Below are 21,908 nucleotides of genomic sequence, written 5' to 3' on the forward strand. Positions count from 1 at the left end.
CTTTAGTGAACTCGCGCTATCCGGTGTCAGCCAAGCCACACAGCCAACGTCAACAGCAACAGCAGCAGCATCCACAGCAGAACGGCGCGCCACACCAACCCCACGGCAGCCTGCAACGTACGCGGCGTGCATTCGCTGCCGACCGGCAGCACGGCATCGTCCCCTTGATTGAGCGCATCGACGCTGGAGACTTCCGCCAGTGGCCCGGTGAGCCTTGCCCCGAGGGCGCCACTCCCCGCCGCCAGCAAAATCCCCTCATTTTCGTTCGGCCACTGCTTGGCGTAATGGCGCCATGCGTAGATCGCATCTTCAAAATTGCCGACGATCGCAAAGCCGATGGCAGTCAGGCGGGCCGGCACCCAGTCGATCACGTAGAAAGCCTTGCGTGCAAACGCACCGAACGCCGGGCTTCGGTCCGGTGCAGGTTCGGTCCAACGACGGGAGAGATACTCGGCCAGACGATACAACACCGCACCCGCGGGTCCAATCGGCATGAGAAACCAGAAGAACACGCCGAACACATGACGGTGCGAAGCAATCACGGCATGCAGCAGCGTATGGCGCACGATCTCGTCCACCGGCATATCGACGGTATCGATCCCGATCCACTGACGCAGGATTTCTCGCGCTTCGTTAACGTTATCGTTGTTCAGCGCGACATGAATGTCGGTGAAATAGTGGCTGAACTGCCGGAAACCCATCGTCAGGTAGACGATGAGGACGTTCCAGGCAAATCCAAGGAAAATGTTGACCCGCATCAGCAGGTAGTAGACGACGCCAACGACCAGCACGAACGGCACGACGACCACCAGCCACGCGAGCACACCGTGACGCGGCTGACCGGCGTCGAACGACTGCGAAGTATGGGTCGCGTGGGAGCGAATCAGGTTGTAGATCGGGTTTTGCGTGGAGAGGGCACGCACCTGCTCGAGGATCAGCGCGAGGAGTACCGAGAAGAATGTCATGCGTGCGATCAGATCACCAGACGGAATGGTGTAACGATAGCACAGCTTCTCGCAAAAGCCCGCCCCGTGCGCCTCTGCGACGCACACACTTCATCTCACGAGCAGACAATTCGCACGCGCGGATCCGGTTGCGCGTCAGGCCCGCAGGAGTTGGTAGAAATTCCGTAGCATGCCCGCCGTCGCACCCCAGATGAAATACTCGCCCCCGGCGGGCTTCGGATAAGGCATGGCGTAGAACCGGCGCTCACCGACCTGATAGTTGAAGACACGAATCTGGTGATGCACGGGATTCATCAGAAAATCCAGCGGCACCTCGAAGATCTCGTCCACCTCGCCGGTGTCGGCGACCAGATCGAACGGGGGCGTCACCAGCCCCACAACAGGCGCTACGCGAAAGCCTGTGCCCGTCACATAGTCGGGCAAACTTCCGATCACCTCTACCGCCCCGGCATCCAGTCCGATTTCCTCGCGCGACTCGCGCAGGGCGGTCGCAATCGGCGTCGGATCGTCCGGTTCGCGACTTCCTCCGGGAAAACTCACTTGCCCGGCATGCGTACTCAGATGCTGTGTGCGCTTCGTCAGCAACACAGTAGTCCCATGGGGACGCATGACCAAAGGCACGAGAACCGCCGCCGCGCGTGGCGTAAACAGCGCGGGGGAAACGGCCTCGACGACGCCGGACTCAGGCATCCAGATCGGCGGGCTGGCCAGCCGGTCCCGTATCGCCGAGGGAGTCAACCGCTCTGCCGGCACCGCAGGCTCGCCCTCACCTGTCGAGACGATGGGCAATGCTTCCGGATGCAGGATGAGAGGTGGGGCCACGTAGACCTTTGAGAGATGGATGACTTCGCTATTTTAGCGAGGAAGCTGAAATCACGTGAACGCAAAGAAAATGCCATTCGTATGGCAATTCGACGCCTAGCGACGTGATGCTGCAGCGCCGCATCGGCACGCATGCGGCATCGCGCAACGAAAAAAGCACCCCAAGGGGTGCTTTTTCCATGCGGCTTTTGCTGCGTCCGACTTACTCGGCAGCGACGGTCTTGCTCTTGAACGAGAGCTTTTCCTTGATACGTGCCGACTTGCCCGAACGCTCGCGCAGGTAGTACAGCTTGGCGCGACGAACGTCACCACGACGCTTGACTTCGATGCTGGCGATCAGCGGCGAGTACGTCTGGAACGTACGCTCAACGCCTTCACCCGAAGAGATCTTGCGAACGATGAAGCCCGAGTTCAGGCCACGGTTACGCTTGGCGATCACGACGCCTTCGTAAGCCTGAACGCGCTTGCGGTTACCTTCAACCACGTTCACGTTGACGATCACGGTGTCGCCCGGGGCGAAATCGGGGATCGTCTTGTTCGCGGTCAGACGCGCGATTTCTTCTTGCTCGATCTTAGCGATCAGATTCATTTACCACTCCTTGTGCCATCGTATCGGCGTTATATACCGGCGAACCGGCCCCGACAGAGGATGGGGTCAAACCGAATGCCGTCCCCATGACGACATCCGAGCCTACTTGGCCGACGTATCGACCTGCAGGCTTGCCAGCCATGCCTCATCGGCACGGCTGAGCATTCCGTTCGCACGCGCGCTCTCGATCAGATCGGGCCGCTTGCGCCAGGTATTGGTCAGCGCCTCGCGACGCCGCCACTTTTCAATCTCTGCGTGATGCCCGCCCAACAGCACATCGGGCACGCGTACCCCTTCATATTCTTCGGGCCGCGTGTAATGCGGACAATCGAGCAACCCGTTGACGAAACTATCCTGCTCCGCCGACTGCTCATCGTTCAACGCACCCGGCAACAACCGGATCAGCGAATCCATGAGTGCCATGGCGGGCAACTCTCCGCCCGACAGCACGAAATCGCCGACACTGACCTCTTCGTCCACCACGCGATCGATCAAACGCTGATCGATCGCTTCGTAACGACCACACAGCAGAATCAGGCCTTGCTCCTGCTCTCTCAGTTCCACAACCCGGCGGTGCGTCAGCGGCTTGCCCTGCGGCGACATCAGCAATACTCGGCCGCGTGGTACGCCAGCTTCCGCCTGCGCCGCCTTCGCGGCAGCGATCGCATCATCGAGCGGTTTGGCAAGCATTACCATGCCCGGACCGCCGCCATAAGGGCGATCGTCGATCGTGCGGTAGTTGTTATGCGTGAAATCACGTGGATTCCAAAACCGCAAACCGTAGCGCGACTGCTTGAGCGCCCGGCTGGTGACGCCCCAGTCGGTCAGTGCCCGAAACATCTCGGGAAAGAGCGTGACGACGTCAAACTGCATCAAACCGGTTCCGTCCAGAGGTGCCCGAACGCCATCGCGACCGGGCGGTCAATCGGATTCTCAGTAATCGAGACCCCAGTCGGCCACAATACGCCCCGCCTTGACATCGACGGTCTGAATATATTGGCCGACGAACGGAATCAACCGTTCAGCGGTCTTGGCCGGCTTGTCGTCCTCGGCGGGCACGTCATACGCTACACGCAACACGGTGTGCACGCCGTTGTCGAGCAAACCGACGACCTTACCAAGCCGTTCGTCCTGCAAATTCGTTACCTGGGCACCGATCAGGTCCACCCAGTAAAACTCGTCCTCACCCGCCGAGGGGAACGCGCTACGCGGCACCCAGACCTGAAGTCCTTTGAGCGCCTCGGCCGCCGTCCGGTTTTCGCTGCCGCGCAGTTGCGCGACCACGGTCCCGGAATGGGCTCGACTGTAAAGCACATTCGCCTTGGTGAAATCGGACGCCCCCGGGCGACGGAAATACCAGCAATCTGCGGACAAAAGACTTTCGCCCTCGCCCGTATGCGGCTGCACCTTGATCCAGCCGCGAATCCCGTAGGCATCGCCGATGTAACCGAGCTCGACGAGATCGTCGGGCACTTCGGCCACCGGGGCGAGCACCTGCTCTGCGCGCATGCCGGAGGCGCGACGCGCTTCAGCACCGATCTTCAACGGTACCCGCTCACGTGCGGAACGAACCATGCCAATCCAACCTTGTGACGAACACACGGCGGTGCCTGCTCTGAATTGCTCCAGAGCAGGCACCGCCGTTTAATTCTCATGCCATCGGCAAACCGACAGCAATGCGTACAGCTCAACTATCTGAAAGCTTAGGCAGCAGCCTTGGCGCCTTGCTTGATCAGACGAGCCACGGTCGGCGACAGTTGTGCGCCAACGCCTTGCCAGTACGTCAGACGGTCCTGAGCAATGCGCAGACCTTCCGTGCCTTCGGCAGCGACCGGGTTGTAGAAGCCAATACGCTCGATGAAGCGGCCATCGCGGCGGTTACGCGAGTCGGTTGCAACGATGTTGTAGAACGGGCGCTTCTTCGCGCCGCCGCGAGCCAGGCGGATAACGACCATATTAAATCCTTGTGAATCCAGAAGTGTTCGGACAGAAAACGCGTGATTATAGCGCAAAACCCTCGTCAAAACAAACACTTCGCCAAATGGAGATGGATGCCGACCGGCCGCGCCCGAATTGGGCGTCCTGCGCGGCGTCGCCGCGCCCCGGCGAGCACTGGTCTACAATGCACGCATCCTTTGCGCGAAGCGAGTCCTGCATGCGACGATTTCCGGACGGATGGCAAGCCTTTCTGGGTGCGATACTCTTCTGCGCCGCTCAATTTGCCACTGCGCGAGATGCCCTTCCGATAGAACGCCTGGCGCTGCCACCCGGCTTTTATGTCGAAGTGCTGTCCGATCAGGTCCCCGGCGCCCGGGGCATGGTGTTGGGGCCGCGAGGAACCCTGTTCGTGGGCAGTCGGGCACAGGGTAGCGTCTACGCGATTACCCTCGACCCATCTCGCGCCTATGCGGCCAAAGTCCGCACAGTGGCCTCGGGATTGAACATGCCGGTGGGCGTCGCAATGCGCAACGGCGCCCTCTACATTTCAGCCGTCTCGCGCATCGTCAAACTCGACGATATCGAAAGCCACCTGGAGAATCCGGGCAAACCCATCGTTGTTTACGACAAGCTCCCGACCGAAAGCCATCACGGCTGGCGATATATTGCCTTCGGCCCCGATCAGCGTCTGTATGTCGGCGTGGGCGCGCCGTGCAACGTCTGCAAGCGTGACGAAAATCGTTACGCAATAATCGGCAGCATGAAACCCGACGGCACGGATTGGCGCGTCATGGCCCGCGGGGTGCGCAACACGGTAGGTTTCGACTGGCAACCGGGAACCAACGCGCTTTGGTTTACGGACAACGGGCGCGATCTGCTCGGTGACGACGTGCCCGACGACGAACTCAATCGGCTCACCAGCGCTGGCGAGCATTTCGGCTTTCCGTATTGCCACGCGGGCGACGTTTCAGACCCTGACTTCGGTCGGGAGAGGGCCTGCCGCGCCTCGACACCTCCGAAGGCGAAGCTTGGCGCACATGTTGCTGCACTCGGCATGCACTTCTATATAGGTAAACAATTTCCCGAGGCGTACCGCGGCAGCATCTTCATTGCCGAGCATGGATCCTGGAACCGAAGCCGTAAGGTCGGATACCGCGTGATGCGCATCGTGCTCGACCCCAAAGGCAACGTTGCCAAGCAGGAAGTCTTCGCCCAGGGCTGGCTGGGTGAGGACGAAACCGTCTGGGGACGTCCCGTCGATCTGCTCACGCTACCCGACGGGTCATTGTTGATCAGCGACGACCACGCGGGTGCCATTTATCGCATCACCTATCGCAAGCCCTAAATCCATCTGACATCACCTCATGCCGCCCAATGACAGTCGACGATCTTGCTCCACCGTTTTCCCGGACCGCCGCAAGGAACTGTCGCTTCACATGTCCGGTCAACCTTTCATGGCACTCACGGCACCGTTAGAACCCCTCCCCCGTTCAACGCGACATTCCCGCCGTCCCTGCCCTCTCCGACACTTCGCCCAGACAAGATCATGACTCAACGCCGACTCTCGCTCCTGCCGTCTTCCTTCGCCGCCTACCTGGCGACACTTCTGGTACCCGCCGCCCTGCTGGCGGGATGCGCCGCGCCTTCGGGCGGTGGTGCCAATCCGTCGTCCGACGCCACCGGCAATGCCGCCGCAGCAACGGCGCCGGCCGACATTCTCGGCACATGGCAACTGGTGAAATGGGAGGGTGCCAACGACGCGCCAAGCATGCCGGAGGGACGCACGATCAATCTCACCTTTAACGACAAAGGCGCGTTTTCCGGCACCGGCGGCTGCAATCGCATCTTCGGTCAATACACGATTGGGCCGGGCAAGGGGCAAGTCACCATTCAAGCACCTGCCGCGACACGTATGGCCTGCCCCGATTCGATGGCGTTCGAATCGCGCTATCTGAAGACACTCCCGAGCGTGACCCGCTTTGAACGCCGGGACACACAACTGACGCTGAGCACGCCGAACGGCGAAACGCTGACCTACGCGTCGCAAACACTGCTCAATCGTCCCGTCGCGAACACTGGCAATAGGACAACCGAAGATCGGGTTCTCGACATCGACTCGCAAATGGCGGATTGCGTGGGTGTGGCGCCGCGGAAATGCCTGCGTGTGCGCGCTGCCGACGACTCCGGTAAATCGCAGTGGGAGCTGTGGTATGCCCACATCGATGGCTTCGACTGGAAGCCGGGCGTAGAATACCGCGTGAAAATCCATGGCGAGCCCGTCGCCAATCCGCCCGCCGACGCTTCGAGCATGCGCTGGACGCTCGTCGAAGTCATTCGCGAAACGCCTGCCCGATAACCATGCCAAATGAACGCAGTCGCCTATAAATCCAAGACCCTGACCGCCGGACTCGCCATGCTGTTCGGCACACTCGGCCTGCACCGCTTCTATCTGTACGGTGTTCGCGATCGCTTCGGCTGGGCCCATATCGTGGGCTCGGCATGCGGCGTGGCCGGCTGGGGACTCCTGGTGACCAGCGAACTGCACTCTCTCGCGGGATGGGTCCTCACGATCATCGGCGCCGTCTCGCTGTTTTCGGCATTCCTTGCGGCCATCGTCTACGGCCTGCGTCCCGATGAGCGGTGGAACGCACAATTCAACGCTGACGTCGCGAACAAGTCGCGCTCGGGCTGGATTGCCGTGATCATCGTCAGCGTATCGTTGTTTGTGGGCGCCATGCTGATGATGGTCGGCTTTGCCGTGGCATTCCAGACGTACTTCGAAATCCACGACACGCCGAACCGCCTGTCGCAGTAATCCCCGACTGCAATGCTCAACGCTCTTTCTCCCAGCATCCGGCCAACGCTCGGTTTCATCGGCGCAGGGCGCGTGGCCCGGGCGCTGGCGAGCGCAGCGACCCGCGCGGGATACGAAGTCACCGTCGTTGCAAGCCGGAATATCGACAAAGCGCGACACATCGCCGCGACATTGCCGGATTGCGCGGCATGGCATGTCATGCAATCCGACGACATGAACGCCGTCTTCTCGAAAGCGGATCTTGTTTTCCTCACCGTGCCGGACGATGCCATCGCCGCCTGCGCGGCACACCTGACGCCTCAAAAGGGGCAGGCGCTGGTTCATTGCAGTGGAGCATCCGAGGTCGGGCTTCTTGCCCCCTCGACACGGAACGGCGGGCAGATCGGCGGCTTTCATCCGCTGTTTCTCTTCGCCGGGCTCGACGACGATGCGACCCGGTTGTCCGGCTGCGCGATCACGATTGAAGCCGAAGCGCCGCTGAACGAAATCCTTGAGCGTTTCGCCGGCGACATAGGGTGCCGCGCGCTGTCGATACCGCCGGGCGAGCGCATGCGGTATCACGCGGGCGCCAATTACGCCGCCAGCTTTCTGCTGTGTCTGCTCGACGAGGCAACGCACCTCTGGCAAGCCATCGGCATGAATGAGGCTGACGCCCGTGACGCCATGTGGCCGCTCGTCATGGGCACGCTCGACGCGGCTCGAGAACGCGGGCTCTCTGGCGCGCTTGCCGGCCCGGTCTCGCGCGGGGACGCAGGCATCGTCCAGCGTCACACGGCGGCCCTTGCGGCAATGGGCGGCAACCACGCGACGCTCTATTCGCTGCTGACCTTGCGCGCGATTCATCTGGCGCGCCAGCGCCCCAACGCCGATGTCGCGGCGCTGGACACCATCGCTCGAACGATCGCTCCCTACGTGCCTCCAGCCACCCCCGAAGGCAACGCATAAGGTCAACCACGACTCGCAACATTTCCAGTACGCTGCTACCGCCCTTAGCGGCAGGCGGGCAATGTTGCCCAATTCACGACTCGCATCGCTCGAACCACGCGAACCACGCTCACGACCCATCTTTGGTCTCCTTCGTCGAAATACTGTATAAAAACACAGTATAATGACAAGCGTTCCCTGTGCCCACACAACGCTCGTGTCGGGCATGGATATTCAGGAGACGAGTCATGGCATCTTCATTTGTACCGCCCCCGTCCCGTAAGGGCCGGGGCGCTGTCGCCAATCTCGAATCTCGTTTCTCGGAGTACCGTCGCGAAAGCGACGAGAACCGCCATGAATCGGACGCGGCCCAAGAATGCGAGGTCAAATTCGTCACACAGGTCGCACTGGAGAACGCACGAACGATCATCTCCCGGAATACCTCTCCGGACATTCCGTTCGACCGCTCGATCAACCCCTATCGGGGATGCGAGCATGGTTGTACTTATTGTTTTGCCCGCCCGACGCACGCCTACCTCGGGCTCTCCCCAGGCCTGGACTTCGAAACCCACCTGTACGCGAAGCACAACGCGGCAGAACGCCTCGACGCAGAATTGCGCAAACGGGGCTACCAACCGGCCCTGCTCGCCCTCGGCGCCAATACCGATCCCTATCAGCCGATCGAGCGGGAATATCGCATTACGCGGAGCGTGCTCGAAGTGCTGGAGCGCTTCGGGCATCCTGTCGGCATCACCACCAAATCCGCCCTTGTCACGCGCGACATCGACATCCTGTCATGCATGGCTCAGCGTGGGCTGGTGCGTGTTTTTATCTCTGTGGGAACGCTCGACGCAGAAATCGCCCGCAAGATGGAGCCTCGCGCAAACACGCCTCCGAAGCGTATCGAAGCGATACGCAAGCTGACAGACGCCGGCATCCCCACGGGGGTCGTCGTCGCGCCGATCGTGCCCGCACTCACCGATTTCGATATCGAGCGAGTGCTGACGACGGCAGCGGATGCCGGCGCAACCTACGCCGCCTACGTGATGCTGCGATTACCAAGAGAGGTGCACGACATTTTCGTCGACTGGCTGGAGGCGAACTATCCGATGCGAGCCCGTCATGTCATGAGTTTGATCGAGCAGGTTCGCGACGGAAAACACAATAGCGCAGCGTTCGGCACCCGAATGCGCGGCACCGGCTTGCATGCAGAACTGATCCGGCAGCGATTTCATCTGGCAGCCCGCAAGTTGGGGCTTAACCAAGCCCGACCGCCCTTGAGAAACGATCAATTCCGCGTGCCGGACGCGGCGCCCGCCGGCAACGGGCCTGCAACGACGCATGGCCGGGCGCAGCACGACAGGACGACCGGCACTGAGTTCACGGGGAAATTCGATCCGCAGATGCCGCTATTTTGAGTTGCTGGATCGGGGACCGTCGCCACCGCGCCGAGGCCTATGAGCCTTCAACGCGCCAGAATGCGCCGCCACGCCGGACGCGCCCGCACATCACTCTTCGACGTGGACGGTCAGCGTTTCCTTGATTTCTTCCATTACGACGTAGCTTTTCGACTGCACGGCCCCCGGCAGTTGCAGCAGGATATCGCCCAGCAACTTGCGGTACTCCGACATCTCGCGAATTCGTGCCTTGATCAGGTAATCGAAGTCGCCGGAAATCAGGTGACACTCCATCACTTCGGGGATCCGCAGCACTTCGCGGCGGAACTGATCGAACATGTTGCCGGATTTGTGATCGAGCGTGATTTCGACGAACACGAGCAACGCCGCGCCCAGCGCCGCCGGATTTACCCGGGCGAAGTACCCCATGATCACCCCATCGCGCTCCATGCGTTTCACACGTTCGATGCAAGGTGTGATCGACAGGCCGACCTGCTCGGACAGGTCTTTCATGGACATGCGCCCGTCCTGCTGGAGCAACGTCAGGATGCGGCGATCGAGACGATCCAGCGTCCGGACCGATTGCTGCTGCACTCTCATGATTTTTTCCTGAATTCAGCCTATATACATTAACTAAACCTACGAATCCGAGAATAGCATGCGAATTATTACTGCATAACCATGGTTTTACAGGAGTCAAGGCAATGAAGGTCATCGTTCTCGGCAGCGGCGTCATCGGCGTTACCAGCGCCTATTACCTGGCGAAGGCCGGGCACGACGTCACGGTGCTCGATCGCCAAGCTGGCCCGGCGCTCGAAACCAGCTTCGGCAACGCCGGCCAGATTTCGCCCGGATATGCGTCGCCGTGGGCTGCCCCGGGGATTCCGACGAAAGCCGTCAAGTGGCTGTTCCAGAAACACGCCCCGCTCGCCATCCGCCCGGACGGCACGCTTACGCAGCTCAAGTGGCTCTACCAAATGCTGCGTAACTGCACGCCCGAGCGTTACGCGGTCAACAAGGAACGGATGGTGCGGATCGCGGAGTACAGCCGCGATTGTTTCCGTGAACTGCGTGCGGAGACCGGCATCGCTTACGAAGGCCGCCAGGCGGGTACCCTTCAACTTTTCCGAACGGAAGAGCAACTGGCGAACGCCGCACGCGACATCGCAGTGCTCGAGGAGGCCGGCGTGCCGTTCGAACTGCTCGACCGCAACGCTCTTGCCAATGCGGAACCCGCACTGGCCGCCGTTTCGCACAAGCTGACCGGCGGGCTGCGTCTGCCGAACGACGAAACGGGCGACTGCCAGATGTTCACGACGCGTCTGGCCGCAATGGCCGAAGCGCTCGGCGTGAAATTCCGCTACGACATGGCGATCGATGGGCTGCACGTCGCCGGCGACAAGATCGAGGGCGTCGTTTGCGCAGGAACGTTGCAGCGTGCAGACGCCTACGTCGTCGCACTCGGCTCGTACTCCACACCGTTCCTTCGCGGCATCGTTGACATTCCGGTGTATCCGCTCAAGGGCTACTCGATTACCGTACCGATCGTCGACGAATCGCGCGCGCCGGCCTCGACAATTCTCGACGAGACCTACAAGATCGCCGTGACGCGATTCGAAAACCGTATCCGTGTCGGCGGCATGGCGGAAGTCGTCGGCTACAACAAGGCGCTGAATCCGGCGCGTCGCGCAACGTTGGAAATGGTCGTCAACGATCTTTACCCGGGCGCGGGCAACACTGCCGAAGCATCGTTCTGGACCGGACTGCGCCCGATGACGCCGGACGGTACGCCGATCGTGGGCGCCACTGCCCTGCGCAACCTGTTCCTGAACACAGGGCACGGCACGCTCGGCTGGACGATGTCCTGCGGGTCGGGCCAATTGCTCGCCGACCTGATGTCAGGACGCCGGCCTGCGATTCTGGCCGACGACCTGTCCGTGGCGCGCTACAGCGGTGCCCCCAACGCACAGGGCGAACCGGCCTTCGCCTGATCTTCGAAACGGCACCTTCGGGTGCCGTTTTTGTTTGGGCCCTCGCTATTGTCGTCATCGCTTTTCGCTGTGCCATCACAACAAAGGAGACGCATCATGAAGATCGGTGTACCCAAGGAGATCAAGAACCACGAATATCGCGTAGGCATGACGCCCGCAGCCGTACGCGAAGTGGTAGCCCGCGGGCACGAGGTATGGATCGAGACGCAAGCCGGTGAAGGCATCGGCATGGACGACACGGTGTACGCTGCCGCCGGCGCCCGCATCGCGGCCAATGCCGTCGACGTGTTCGACCGCGCCGAGCTGATCGTCAAGGTCAAAGAGCCTCAGGCCATTGAACGTGCCAGATTGCGGCCCCACCACACCCTATTCACCTATCTGCACCTTGCGCCCGACCCCGATCAGACCCGGGATTTGATCAAAAGCGGCGCCACGTGCATTGCGTACGAAACCGTCACGTCCGCGAACGGCGGCCTGCCGCTGCTGGCGCCGATGTCCGAAGTCGCCGGACGCATGTCGATTCAGGCCGGCGCGACCGCACTGGAAAAGACCCACGGCGGATTGGGCCTGCTGCTCTCCGGCGTGCCCGGGGTGGAAGCCGGCAAAGTCGTGATTTTGGGCGGGGGTGTCGTCGGTACCAATGCAGCAACAGTGGCGGTCGGCATTGGCGCGCAGGTCACCGTCATCGATAAGTCGGTCGATGCCTTGCGTCGCATCAGCGCTCAGTTCGGTGGACGCGTGCAGACCGTCTATTCGACACAGCATGCCATCGAGACACATCTGCGCGAAGCCGATCTGGTGATTGGTGGCGTGCTCATTCCAGGTGCGGCCGCGCCGAAGCTCATCACTCGCGCGATGCTCGGCCTGATGCGCAAGGGGGCGGTGATCGTCGATGTCGCCATCGATCAGGGAGGGTGCTGCGAGACCTCCCGTCCGACCACCCATGCCGATCCTGTTTACGTAGTCGCCGGCGTCGTGCATTACTGCGTTGCCAACATGCCCGGCGGCGTGCCCCGCACCTCGACCTTCGCACTGAACAATGTGACGCTGCCGTTCATTCTGCAACTGGCCGACCATGGTGCGCTGGCCGCGATGCGAGCCGACTCGCATCTGCTCGCCGGCCTCAATGTGGCGCGCGGCATGGTGACGAATCGTGGTGTGGCCGACGCCCTCGGACTGGTCTATCACGATCCCCACGCCGTACTCGCCCAACTACCGGCAGCCGCCTGATCGGACGACGTCGATAAGCAACCGCCGGGGTGTGCTGGCCTTCCCCTCACACAGCATCGCCCCGGCGCATGCGCCCGAGACTCATCCGGAATCGTCTGGAATCGTCCGAACGCTTCCGAAAACGCCCGGCCCGGACAAATGCCTTGCCGCTCACCTCCCAGCCAGCCAGGGCCTCGCGGCGCCTCGGGCTTTGGACATGGGCGCACTCACTTCGTTATACTTGCCCCATCTCGACGGCGCCCGCCGACCACCCGGTACACAGGGCACGCGCAGCCATGTCGCACCCGCTCTGCGCCGAGCCGTCAATGTCCATGAGCAAGTGATGAACGCCGACCCGCAAGAACTCAATAAATTCAGTGAACTGGCCCACCGCTGGTGGGATCCGCACAGCGAATTCAAACCGCTGCACGAGATCAACCCGCTGCGCCTCGACTGGATCGAGCAGCACGTGCCGCTGCAAGGCAAGCGCGTGCTGGATATCGGCTGCGGCGGCGGCATCCTGTCCGAATCGATGGCGCGTCAGGGGGCTCGGGTCAAGGGCATCGACTTGTCGAAAAAAGCCCTCGGCGTGGCCGATCTGCACAGTCTGGAAGCCGGACTCAACATCGAGTACGAAGAAATTTCGGCCGAAGCCCTGGCCGCGCGTGACGCCGGCACCTACGACGTGGTGACATGCATGGAGATGCTCGAGCACGTGCCGTCGCCGGCATCGATCGTCGCGGCCTGCGCCACGCTCGTCAAACCGGGCGGTCACGTGTTCTTCTCCACGCTGAACCGCAATCCGAAGGCCTGGCTGCTGGCCGTCGTCGGCGCAGAGTACTTGCTACGCATGCTGCCGCGCGGCACCCATGACTATGCGAAGTTCATTCGCCCATCGGAGCTGGCCTCGTTTGCGCGCGCGAGTGGCCTGACGGTACGCGACCTGCGCGGAATGACCTATAACCCGATCAGCAAGCGTTACTCGATCAATCGCGACACCGATGTCAACTACATGATCGCGTGCACGCGCGATGCCTGATATGTTCGAGCCCCCCGCCCGCGTCTCCCCTTCTCCCGACAACACCTTGTCGACGCAACTGCATGGCAACATCCGTGCCGTTCTGTTCGATCTGGACGGCACGCTCGCCGACACCGCGCCCGACCTCGTCGCTGCGGTCAACAAGGTGCGTACCGATCGCGGCCTGCCGCCGGGGCCGTACGAAACCCTGCGGTTGCAGGCGTCGCATGGCGCACGTGGACTGATTGGCAGTGCGTTCGGTGTCACACCGGACGATGCGGCATTTGCGTCGCTCAGAGACGCGTTTCTCGCTAATTACGAAGCCGCGTTGTGTGTACACAGCCATTTGTTCGACGGTATTCCGGCACTGCTCGCGGCGCTGGCCGAGCGCGGCATGCCGTGGGGCATCGTGACCAATAAGGCAGCTCGCCTGACCCATCCGCTCGTCAAACTGTTGGGCCTGTCGGAGGGCGCCGCTTGTGTGGTATCCGGGGACACCACGCCCCATAGCAAGCCGCACCCCGCGCCATTGTTATATGCCGCCGAGTGCATCGGTATTGCGCCTTCACAGATCGTGTACGTCGGTGACGATCTGCGTGACGTGCAGGCTGGCAAGGCCGCAGGTATGGCCACGGTGGCTGCGGCGTACGGTTATTGCGGCGACTCGCTCGCACCTGCACAGTGGCAGGCAGACGCTGTCGTCGAACGCGCGGGCGCGATCGCCCCGCTGGTGATGTCGCCGGCATAACCCGCCGGATCATCGCTCGCCAGGGCCGGGCCGCCACGCGGGGCCACGGCTTTGGGAATGTGCCGCCGCGCTTCAGTGGCGCTGCGTATGCTTCACGGGCTACTTACGGGAGACCGCATGGCCGAGCAAGCGAACGATCGCAAACCAACAACGGAATCATCCGCAGGCGGGAACCGTCTGCAACAGGGTCTCGCCCGCGCCCAAGCGCTCGGGCGCGACCCTGGCGTGCGTCGTCGCGCGCGCAAAACCGGCCTTTGGGCCGCCGGCGTCATCGCCGTTTTCGGTGTCGTCGGCTACTTCACCGTACCGGCGGTGCTCAAGCATTACGCGGTAGACAAGCTCTCGGCTTACCTCGAACGGCCGGTCAGCGTGGGTGACGTCAGTTTCAATCCCTATACGCTTCGCCTCGACCTCCACAAGGTGCACATCGGCGACAAGACGCCGGGTCAGCCGTTCGTGGATATCGGCGAGCTGCGCCTGAATGCGTCGTGGAGCTCACTGTTTCGCTTCGCGCCGGTGATCGGCGAGTTGTACGTCGACACCCCCGTCGTCAACATCGTGCGTACCGCGCCGCAGCGCTTCAATTTCTCGGACATCATCGATCGGGCGACGTCGGGACCGCCCTCGCCCGAGCCGTCCAAGCCGGCACGTTTCGCGCTGAACAACCTACAGATCAAGAACGGCACGATTCGCTTCGACGACAGCTTCCAGAACGAAAAGCATGTGGTCGACAATTTGCAAGTCGGCGTGCCCTTCATTGCGAACCTTCCGTCCGACGTCGACATCTTCGTGCAGCCGCTGCTGCAAGCGTCCATCGACGGCGCACCGCTGCACCTCTCGGGTCAGACCAAACCGTTCGCCGATTCACTTGAATCGACCGTGGACATCAAGCTCGACCGGCTCGACGTGCCCAAGTACCTCGGGTATTCGCCGGTCACATTCCCCGCGCAAATCAAGAGCGGCGCCGTCAGCACCGATCTGAAGTTGCGATTCACGCGCGACAAGGACGGTAATCACGTGCGGCTCACGGGCACCGCCGGGTTGGCGGACGCCGTGGTCAACGAAGCTGACGGCTCACCGCTTGTTGCGGTCAAGCAGGTCGACGTGAAACTTGGCAAGGTCGAACCACTGAACAATGTCTATCACATCGACAGCGTGCGGATCGACGGACTCGATCAGCAAGTCACGATGGAGAAGGACGGCTCGATCAACGTTGTGAAGGCGCTCTTGCCACAGCGGCCGGTGCTCAAGGCGGTGGGTAAGGCCGTCGACGAGGCTGCGGCATCGCCCCGGGCAAGCGAGGCGGCCAAGTCGGCGCCGAAAGTCGCTGCCGAGCAAACGGCTCGACCGGCCACGCCCGCCTCGGCAGCCGAAGCCGCACAGGCAAAGGCGGAAGCGGCAGCGCAGTCTTCGCCACTCGACCTGTTGGTCGGCGAAGTCGCGCTGGTCAATAGCAAACTGCGGTTCACGGACGAACGTGGTGCAAAACCCGCAAGCGTCTCGCTCGAGAACATCCAGATCGGTGTGAAGCAGTTTTCGACGCTGGGCAAAGACCCTGCTACCTACGATGCGTCGCTCGGCATCCAGAGCGGCGGCTCGCTCAAGGCTCACGGCCAGTTCAGCCTGCCCGCGCACAACGCGAGCGGTGAACTCGATGCGCAATCGATCGCCCTCGCCCCCTTGCTGCCGTTCGCGCAAGGCGCGCTATCCGGCGAGTTGAAGAGCGGCACGGTAGGTGCGCAGGCGAAGTTCAGCGCGGCATTCGCGCCGGACAAGCAACCTAACGTTCAGATCGAACCGGCCACGGCCACGCTGGAAAAGATCGAATGGCTCACGGGCCAAAAGGGCGACGCACCGCTCAAGCTCGCAAAGGCGCAGGCAAAACTGTCGCACTTCGATCTCGGCGCCCGCCGGGCAATCGTCGATGAAGTGAGCGTTAGCGGACTCGATGTCGCTGCGCGCCGTGATAAGGACGGCAAGATCAATCTCCTCGCCCTGACGGGCGACGGGCGACCCAAGGCCGCTGTCGGTAATGCCAGTGGGAACGGGGTCAACGCGCGCGTCGGCACCGAACGCGGACGCCGTACGTCGCCCAAGGCTTCGTCGGCATCGAACACGCAGACCACGGGTAGCCAATGGCAGTGGAAGGTCGGCAAGGTCAACGTGGAGAACGCGAGCATCGGGTTCGAGGACCGGGCCGTCAAAGGCCGTCCGATCAATGCGAAATTCGCACCGCTCAATATCAAGGTGCAGGGCGCATCGCAGGACATGAGCAAGCCGTTGCAGTTGGAGATCAACGGCACGCTCAACAAGAAAGGCTCGCTCAACGCTGCGGGGAATATTACGCCACAGCCCTTGTCCGGCGACCTTCAGGTCAAGACACAGCAACTCGACCTGGCCGCCTTCGATTCCTACATGAGCGACGAACTGAACGCGAGCATTGCCAGCGCCCTGCTGTCGAGCAACGGTCGCGCGACCTTCGTCATGAAGGGCGACACACCGCAAGCGACGTATCGGGGTGACGCCACGCTCGGCAACGTCCGTCTGCTCGACAAAGTCACGACCGACGATTTCGTGCGGTGGAATGCGCTGTCCCTGCAGCAGATCAATCTGGCTGTCGGCAGCGGCAAGCCGAACGTACAGTTGGGCAGCATCGCCCTCTCGCGCTTCTACGCGCGTCTGATCATCAACGCCAACGGTCGCCTGAATCTGGCCGATGTCGTCGGCAATAAGGAAGCGCCCCGCTCCCTCACGCGAGCGAACGAGGGCATTCCGCTTGATGCGGCGTCCGCAGCCAAACCACCGCTAGATGCGGCCGCATCCGCCGTTGAGGCCGGGCAACCGACCGACGTCGAGAAGCAGGAACCGTCACCGGGCCAGACGACCGTCGAGCGCGGTCCGGGTTACGGCACCGGCAAGGCGCTACCTGCGGACGTCCACATCGGACGTATTACGCTGCAAGGCGGCAACGTCAATTTCACGGACAACTTCGTCAAGCCGAACTACACCGCCAATCTCACCGACATCGGCGGGCGCATCGGCGCCTTCGGTACGGCCACGAAGGAGCCCGCGGAGGTCGCACTGCAAGGCAAGGTCAACCGCAATGCGCCGATCAACATCAACGGCAAGATCAATCCGCTCGCGCCGATGGCGTTCGTGGATCTCGGAGCCAAGGCCGATGGCATCGAACTCACCAATCTCACGCCTTACTCGACGAAGTACGCGGGCTACCCCATCGAAAAGGGCAAGCTCACGGTCGACGTGCATTACCTGCTCGATCAGGCGAAGCTGACGGCGAACAACCACATCTTCATCGATCAGTTGACGTTCGGCGACCGGGTGGAGAGCCCGACGGCGACCAACCTCCCGGTGCGTCTGGCCGTGTCGCTGCTGAAGAATTCACGTGGCGAGATCGATGTGGACATTCCGATTTCCGGTTCCCTGGACGATCCGCAGTTCAGTCTCGGCGGCGTGATCTTCCGGGCGTTCGTCAATCTGATCGTCAAGGCGGTGACGGCACCGTTCAGCTTGCTGGCCTCCGCATTTGGCGGGGGCGATCAGGAGTTGGGCTACGTTGAATTCGCGCCCGGCAGCGCTCGTCTGACGCCGGAGGACGAGAAGCGTCTGGAGACGCTGGTGAAGGCGCTGAACGATCGTGAAGCGCTCAAGCTGGACATTGTCGGCCGCGTGGATCCGGCCAAGGACACCGACGGCCTGCGCAGCGTCGCCGTCGAGCGTGCGATCAAGGCGCAGAAGGTCAAGGCATTGGTCGGCAAGGGGGAAAGCGTCGATGTCGACAACGTGCAGGTAACGCCGGAAGAGCGCAGCAAGTATCTGACCGCGGCCTACAAGGCGGCGGACTTTGCAAAGCCGCGCAATATGATCGGCTTCACCAAGTCGTTGCCGGATGACGAAATGGAAAAGCTCATGGAGACGAACGTCAAGGTGGACGACGACGATCTGCGTGCGCTGGCGGAACGGCGTGCTCAGCGCGTCAGGTCGTGGCTCGACGGCAAAATCGCGTCCGACCGGCTGTTTGTGGTGGCGCCGAAGCTCAATGCGGATGGCATTCAGGACAAGGGCGCCACGACGCGTGTGGACTTCGCACTGAAGTGAGGCATTTGTGTCATAATTCACACCTCCACAGGGGCCGACATGGTTTCGACGTGGGTAGCGAAGCGACTCAGGGCATACCGAGGACCCGTCACCTCGTTAATCAATGGGAAAAACGTAACTGCAAACGACGAAACGTTCGCACTGGCAGCCTAAGGGCCGCCGTCCTCTGCCTAGTTCACTGACGGACTAGCGTCGCAAGACCGGTAGCAATACCGCCAGAGGTCATATACGTCAGTTAAGCCTTGGTGGCGTCACGACGCCAAGGTCGAAAACTTAGTGAATCGCTGTTGCGTAGCGTGTTCGTCCGCGACAAGACAGTTAAATCAAATGACAGAACTAAGTATGTAGAACTGGTCGTAGAGTACTTGCGGACGCGGGTTCGATCCCCGCCGGCTCCACCAAACACCATTACACAGTAGTTCGCAGTTTTCCTTAAAACCCCGACGAGGCTTGCTCTGTCGGGGTTTTTCTTTTCCTCAATCGGTTATACTCGTTCGCAATTTTCCGGTGGTCCGTGGTGGTATATGTGGTGGCATCCGCCGTACCATCGGAATCCGATACCACCAACACGATCCTCTCATGCCGCTTACCGACATAGCCGTCCGCAAGGCCACGCCGGCAGACAAGCAATACCGCCTCGGCGACGCCGCTGGCATGTATCTCGAAGTCCAGCCGAGCGGCGCGAAGTACTGGCGTCTGCGGTACCGCTTCGAAGGAAAGCAGAAGACGCTAGCGCTGGGCGTGTATCCGGCCGTCAGTTTGAGACGTGCACGAGAATCCCGGGACGCGGCCCGGACGCTACTCGTCAAAGGCGTTGACCCTGGCGCTTCTCGTGTCGCCGTGAAGGCCAATCGCGAGCATCTTCGTCAAACTCGTTCGAGAGCATTGCCAGAGAGTGGCATCGTAAGTTCTCGGCGGATCTGTCGGAGTCACATGCCGCGCGCAACCTACGCCGTCTAGAGGCCCACGTCTTCCCGTACTTTGGACAATCACCCGTTGCTGACGTCGTTGCTCCGGCTATTCTCGAAGCCCTCCAACGCGTGGAAGCCCGCAGCAATCTTGAGACAGCGCACCGGCTGCACTCGATTATCGGGCAGGCGTTCAGATATGCGATTGCCACCGGTCGAGCCTCTCGTGACCCAAGCGCCGACCTATGCAGTGCGATCCTGCGTAAGCCGGTTCGTCACTATGCCGCGATCATTGACCCGGAGCACCTTGGAAAGACACTTCCGATCATTCATGCATATGACGGAAATTCCGTAGTAACGGCCAGGTTGAAGCTGGCACCGTATCTGTTCCAGCGACCTGTCGAGCAGCGACTGGCGCCCTGGTCAGAATTTGATCTTGATGGCGCAACGTGGCAAATACCGCCGCACAGGATGAAACGCACGAAAGACGAATAGGCAAATGGGGCCGCTCATATCGTACCGCTCGCGCGTCAGGTGGCGGATATTCTTAGTGACCTTCCCCGGCTGACGAGGACAAGTCGGCACGTGTTCCCAAGTGTGCGCGGCGGTGTGTGTGCCATCAGCGACGGGACACCCTCCACGGCACTTAGGCTCATGGGCTTTACTTCGAAGACTGTGACACCTCACGGCTGGCGTGTGACCGGCAGAACTCTGTCAGTCGAGGTACTTAGACTTCCGGCAGAAGTCGTAGAAATGCAACTAGCCCCACTGTTAAGGACTCACTCGGCAGGGCATACAACCGCACGTAATGGCATCGACAAGCGATGCAGGCATGGGCAGACCTCGATAGCCCGAGAATGGGTAGCTTATAATTCAGCCATCAAAAAGGCAAGCTATCAACTACTCAAACATATGAAAAATAAAGACATACCGGGGCTTACAGGGCTGCGCGGCGTTGCCGCTCTCCTGATCCTCTTTCATCACATCGTTCTGTTAATGCTCCCGCTTAAAAACAGTCCAATCGGCCCTGCAGCGGACAAATCCGGGCTACTCGGGATGAGCCTGTTTTTTGTACTTAGCGGCTTCGTCATCCACTACAACTATGCCGATCGCATAGCAGGAGGGATGCAAGGCATTGTGCAATTCCTTGTGGCTCGTTTTGCGCGACTATTCCCGCTGCTCATCGTCTTTGTGTTGGCGAATTTCGCTTATAACTTGACAGTGTCACCTAACTATTGGGACACCATCGGTTACTACCTGACGATGACGCAATCTTGGGTCTATGGCATCCGGCACAGCGATAACATTTCTTTCTCACAGCTTTATGCGAACAACGCTTGGTCTATCAGCACGGAAGCTTTAATGTACCTAATGTTCATCCCGGTGGTTTTCATGTCCGGAATGGGAAAGGCCAGCTTCAAGCGCGGCATGGTCTTCCTGGCGATCGCAATTATAGGCCGTATCGTGTTCATCCAATTCAGCCTGACTATCGGCGGCAGAGCGCTAGAGGCGACTTACGGAAAGTCCGATTTCCCTGCTGAGCAGTGGCTGATTTATCTGAGCCCATATGGGCGATTCTTCGAGTTTCTTGCCGGCGTCGCTTTGTCGGAGATTTGGGGCTCAAGGCGCGTGCGTTCGCGCACTATCGTAAATGCTACCGGAGCCATCGGAGCTGCCTATATCGTTGGCTCTCTGCTCTACGGGACGTTCATTTTCTCCAAGATGTTCTATGCAACAAACGTTCACATCGGCTACATCATCGCAGTGCCAGCGCTGATTTTCTGGATTTGCGAACGGGGAGATGTTCTAATCGGAATGGCAGCAGAAAAAATTGGCGAGATGAGCTATTCGATTTACATCATGCATAGTCCGCTAATCGTACTGCTGAGAGTAGAGCCCGGGAAATGGAGCAGCGCAGAGATGATTACTAACACAACCATCTGTGTACTCCTGACATTTTCGTTCTCGTGGCTATCCTATCGGTACATCGAACGCCCCGGGCAGCGGGCTATAAAGAGGATGGTACCCTCGTCACCTTTCGCGCTCTAACCTCAGTTGTAATAGCGACGTCTCCCCCGATTTGAGTAGCGCGACGATTTAAAGTCCAATCACTTAGTCAGGAGATTGGACATGAAAAATCGATTCACCGACGAGCAAATCATCGGCTTCCTGCGCGAAGCCGATGCCGGGATGGCGATCAAGGCGCTGTGCCGTCAGCACGGCTTTTCCGAGGCGATGTATTGACCCAGTGAAAACCTGCTCAAGTCATAATCGAGGAAAAGACGATGAGCAAGGCGATGGAAGAAGACATCAAGCGTTGGACAGCGAAGCGCAAAAGTGCGCTGGTGCTGGACATCATTCAGGGCAAGACGACGGTGGCCGAGGCCAGCCGTTCATACGACCTATCCCCCTCAGAAGTTGAGGGCTGGGTCGAGGACGGCAAGCGTGGAATGGAAAACGCGCTACGG

21 protein-coding genes, 1 other RNA gene and 1 pseudogene are annotated in these 21,908 nt (G+C 60.9%); 16 read left to right on the forward strand and 7 right to left on the reverse strand.

Annotated features, from left to right (window positions below):
* Nucleotides 1-26: 26 nt before the first annotated feature.
* From PAN31108_RS08805 to rpsP, 6 genes are all read right to left on the reverse strand, one after another.
* Nucleotides 27-965 carry a CobD/CbiB family protein gene (locus tag PAN31108_RS08805; protein ID WP_150668481.1) on the reverse strand — a complete coding sequence of 313 codons (939 nt, stop codon included), beginning with the start codon at nt 963-965 and terminating at the stop codon, nt 27-29.
* 135 nt (nt 966-1,100) lie between these two features.
* Nucleotides 1,101-1,787, reverse strand: a complete 687-nt coding sequence (locus PAN31108_RS08810; protein WP_246183846.1) for a CoA pyrophosphatase — start codon at nt 1,785-1,787, stop codon at nt 1,101-1,103.
* Nucleotides 1,788-1,989: 202 nt separating this feature from the next.
* A complete protein-coding gene (gene rplS / locus PAN31108_RS08815; RefSeq protein WP_150668482.1) occupies nt 1,990-2,376 on the reverse strand; it encodes a 50S ribosomal protein L19 in 387 nt (128 codons plus the stop codon).
* A 102-nt stretch (nt 2,377-2,478) separates the two neighbouring features.
* On the reverse strand, nt 2,479-3,249 hold the full coding sequence (trmD, locus tag PAN31108_RS08820; RefSeq protein WP_150668483.1) for a tRNA (guanosine(37)-N1)-methyltransferase TrmD: 771 nt from the start codon (nt 3,247-3,249) through the stop codon (nt 2,479-2,481).
* 60 nt (nt 3,250-3,309) lie between these two features.
* Nucleotides 3,310-3,951: a ribosome maturation factor RimM gene (gene rimM / locus PAN31108_RS08825; protein ID WP_246183847.1), complete on the reverse strand. Its 642-nt coding sequence runs from the start codon at nt 3,949-3,951 to the stop codon at nt 3,310-3,312.
* 128 nt (nt 3,952-4,079) lie between these two features.
* A complete protein-coding gene (gene rpsP / locus PAN31108_RS08830) occupies nt 4,080-4,331 on the reverse strand; it encodes a 30S ribosomal protein S16 (protein WP_017234865.1) in 252 nt (83 codons plus the stop codon).
* A 200-nt stretch (nt 4,332-4,531) separates the two neighbouring features.
* On the opposite strand from rpsP, the gene PAN31108_RS08835 reads away from it, so the two are divergent.
* From PAN31108_RS08835 to PAN31108_RS08855, 5 genes are all read left to right on the forward strand, one after another.
* On the forward strand, nt 4,532-5,659 hold the full coding sequence (locus PAN31108_RS08835; protein WP_150668484.1) for a PQQ-dependent sugar dehydrogenase: 1,128 nt from the start codon (nt 4,532-4,534) through the stop codon (nt 5,657-5,659).
* Between the two features lie 201 nt (nt 5,660-5,860).
* Nucleotides 5,861-6,670 (forward strand): META and DUF4377 domain-containing protein, encoded by an 810-nt coding sequence (locus PAN31108_RS08840; RefSeq protein WP_150668485.1) that lies wholly within the window; start codon nt 5,861-5,863, stop codon nt 6,668-6,670.
* Nucleotides 6,671-6,679: 9 nt separating this feature from the next.
* A complete protein-coding gene (locus PAN31108_RS08845) occupies nt 6,680-7,129 on the forward strand; it encodes a TM2 domain-containing protein (protein WP_150668486.1) in 450 nt (149 codons plus the stop codon).
* Nucleotides 7,130-7,141: 12 nt separating this feature from the next.
* Complete coding sequence (locus PAN31108_RS08850; protein ID WP_150668487.1) at nt 7,142-8,074, forward strand: Rossmann-like and DUF2520 domain-containing protein; 933 nt, start codon at nt 7,142-7,144, stop codon at nt 8,072-8,074.
* Nucleotides 8,075-8,301: 227 nt separating this feature from the next.
* Nucleotides 8,302-9,471 (forward strand): PA0069 family radical SAM protein, encoded by a 1,170-nt coding sequence (locus PAN31108_RS08855; protein ID WP_150668488.1) that lies wholly within the window; start codon nt 8,302-8,304, stop codon nt 9,469-9,471.
* A gap of 90 nt (nt 9,472-9,561) precedes the next feature.
* Here the strand turns inward: PAN31108_RS08855 and PAN31108_RS08860 are convergent, their stop codons facing one another.
* Nucleotides 9,562-10,050: an Lrp/AsnC ligand binding domain-containing protein gene (locus tag PAN31108_RS08860; RefSeq protein ID WP_069341766.1), complete on the reverse strand. Its 489-nt coding sequence runs from the start codon at nt 10,048-10,050 to the stop codon at nt 9,562-9,564.
* 104 nt (nt 10,051-10,154) lie between these two features.
* On the opposite strand from PAN31108_RS08860, the gene PAN31108_RS08865 reads away from it, so the two are divergent.
* The 11 genes and pseudogenes from PAN31108_RS08865 to PAN31108_RS08910 all read left to right on the forward strand — a co-directional run.
* Nucleotides 10,155-11,441 carry a D-amino acid dehydrogenase gene (locus PAN31108_RS08865; protein ID WP_150668489.1) on the forward strand — a complete coding sequence of 429 codons (1,287 nt, stop codon included), beginning with the start codon at nt 10,155-10,157 and terminating at the stop codon, nt 11,439-11,441.
* 96 nt (nt 11,442-11,537) lie between these two features.
* Nucleotides 11,538-12,671, forward strand: a complete 1,134-nt coding sequence (gene ald, locus PAN31108_RS08870) for an alanine dehydrogenase (protein ID WP_150668490.1) — start codon at nt 11,538-11,540, stop codon at nt 12,669-12,671.
* Nucleotides 12,672-12,990: 319 nt separating this feature from the next.
* Nucleotides 12,991-13,689, forward strand: a complete 699-nt coding sequence (gene ubiG / locus PAN31108_RS08875) for a bifunctional 2-polyprenyl-6-hydroxyphenol methylase/3-demethylubiquinol 3-O-methyltransferase UbiG (RefSeq protein ID WP_150668491.1) — start codon at nt 12,991-12,993, stop codon at nt 13,687-13,689.
* A gap of 1 nt (nt 13,690) precedes the next feature.
* The gene (gene gph / locus PAN31108_RS08880) at nt 13,691-14,416 is read left to right on the forward strand and encodes a phosphoglycolate phosphatase (protein ID WP_150668492.1); all 726 of its coding nucleotides are present in this window, start codon (nt 13,691-13,693) and stop codon (nt 14,414-14,416) included.
* A 117-nt stretch (nt 14,417-14,533) separates the two neighbouring features.
* Nucleotides 14,534-18,532: a DUF748 domain-containing protein gene (locus PAN31108_RS08885; RefSeq protein WP_174994901.1), complete on the forward strand. Its 3,999-nt coding sequence runs from the start codon at nt 14,534-14,536 to the stop codon at nt 18,530-18,532.
* 30 nt (nt 18,533-18,562) lie between these two features.
* Nucleotides 18,563-18,933: a transfer-messenger RNA gene (gene ssrA, locus PAN31108_RS08890) on the forward strand.
* 178 nt (nt 18,934-19,111) lie between these two features.
* Complete coding sequence (locus PAN31108_RS27075; protein WP_306440134.1) at nt 19,112-19,492, forward strand: Arm DNA-binding domain-containing protein; 381 nt, start codon at nt 19,112-19,114, stop codon at nt 19,490-19,492.
* Nucleotides 19,453-19,935, forward strand: coding sequence for a tyrosine-type recombinase/integrase (locus PAN31108_RS27150; protein WP_370819603.1), 483 nt, complete (start codon nt 19,453-19,455; stop codon nt 19,933-19,935). Before PAN31108_RS27075 ends, PAN31108_RS27150 begins: the two co-directional genes overlap by 40 nt.
* 258 nt (nt 19,936-20,193) lie before the next feature.
* On the forward strand, nt 20,194-21,489 hold the full coding sequence (locus PAN31108_RS08900; protein ID WP_306440135.1) for an acyltransferase family protein: 1,296 nt from the start codon (nt 20,194-20,196) through the stop codon (nt 21,487-21,489).
* Between the two features lie 81 nt (nt 21,490-21,570).
* Nucleotides 21,571-21,681: pseudogene (locus PAN31108_RS08905) on the forward strand (transposase); the annotation flags it as partial.
* A 44-nt stretch (nt 21,682-21,725) separates the two neighbouring features.
* The coding region (locus PAN31108_RS08910) for a DUF1153 domain-containing protein (protein WP_150668495.1) at nt 21,726-21,908 on the forward strand (183 nt) is incomplete at its 3' end.

Source organism: Pandoraea anhela, from assembly GCF_902459655.1.
GTDB lineage: Bacteria > Pseudomonadota > Gammaproteobacteria > Burkholderiales > Burkholderiaceae > Pandoraea > Pandoraea anhela.

What these genes read in the sequence shown, in the direction of transcription:
- PAN31108_RS08860 (WP_069341766.1), bottom strand. Translation starts at nt 10,050, where the DNA reads ATGAGAGTGCAGCAGCAATCGGTCCGGACGCTGGATCGTCTCGATCGC.
- PAN31108_RS08885 (WP_174994901.1), top strand. Translation starts at nt 14,534, where the DNA reads ATGGCCGAGCAAGCGAACGATCGCAAACCAACAACGGAATCATCCGCA.
- gph (WP_150668492.1), top strand. Translation starts at nt 13,691, where the DNA reads ATGTTCGAGCCCCCCGCCCGCGTCTCCCCTTCTCCCGACAACACCTTG.
- rpsP (WP_017234865.1), bottom strand. Translation starts at nt 4,331, where the DNA reads ATGGTCGTTATCCGCCTGGCTCGCGGCGGCGCGAAGAAGCGCCCGTTC.
- PAN31108_RS08850 (WP_150668487.1), top strand. Translation starts at nt 7,142, where the DNA reads ATGCTCAACGCTCTTTCTCCCAGCATCCGGCCAACGCTCGGTTTCATC.
- PAN31108_RS08845 (WP_150668486.1), top strand. Translation starts at nt 6,680, where the DNA reads ATGAACGCAGTCGCCTATAAATCCAAGACCCTGACCGCCGGACTCGCC.
- rplS (WP_150668482.1), bottom strand. Translation starts at nt 2,376, where the DNA reads ATGAATCTGATCGCTAAGATCGAGCAAGAAGAAATCGCGCGTCTGACC.
- PAN31108_RS08805 (WP_150668481.1), bottom strand. Translation starts at nt 965, where the DNA reads ATGACATTCTTCTCGGTACTCCTCGCGCTGATCCTCGAGCAGGTGCGT.
- PAN31108_RS27075 (WP_306440134.1), top strand. Translation starts at nt 19,112, where the DNA reads ATGCCGCTTACCGACATAGCCGTCCGCAAGGCCACGCCGGCAGACAAG.
- rimM (WP_246183847.1), bottom strand. Translation starts at nt 3,951, where the DNA reads ATGGTTCGTTCCGCACGTGAGCGGGTACCGTTGAAGATCGGTGCTGAA.
- ald (WP_150668490.1), top strand. Translation starts at nt 11,538, where the DNA reads ATGAAGATCGGTGTACCCAAGGAGATCAAGAACCACGAATATCGCGTA.
- PAN31108_RS08835 (WP_150668484.1), top strand. Translation starts at nt 4,532, where the DNA reads ATGCGACGATTTCCGGACGGATGGCAAGCCTTTCTGGGTGCGATACTC.
- PAN31108_RS08900 (WP_306440135.1), top strand. Translation starts at nt 20,194, where the DNA reads ATGCAACTAGCCCCACTGTTAAGGACTCACTCGGCAGGGCATACAACC.
- PAN31108_RS08855 (WP_150668488.1), top strand. Translation starts at nt 8,302, where the DNA reads ATGGCATCTTCATTTGTACCGCCCCCGTCCCGTAAGGGCCGGGGCGCT.
- PAN31108_RS08865 (WP_150668489.1), top strand. Translation starts at nt 10,155, where the DNA reads ATGAAGGTCATCGTTCTCGGCAGCGGCGTCATCGGCGTTACCAGCGCC.
- PAN31108_RS08840 (WP_150668485.1), top strand. Translation starts at nt 5,861, where the DNA reads ATGACTCAACGCCGACTCTCGCTCCTGCCGTCTTCCTTCGCCGCCTAC.
- trmD (WP_150668483.1), bottom strand. Translation starts at nt 3,249, where the DNA reads ATGCAGTTTGACGTCGTCACGCTCTTTCCCGAGATGTTTCGGGCACTG.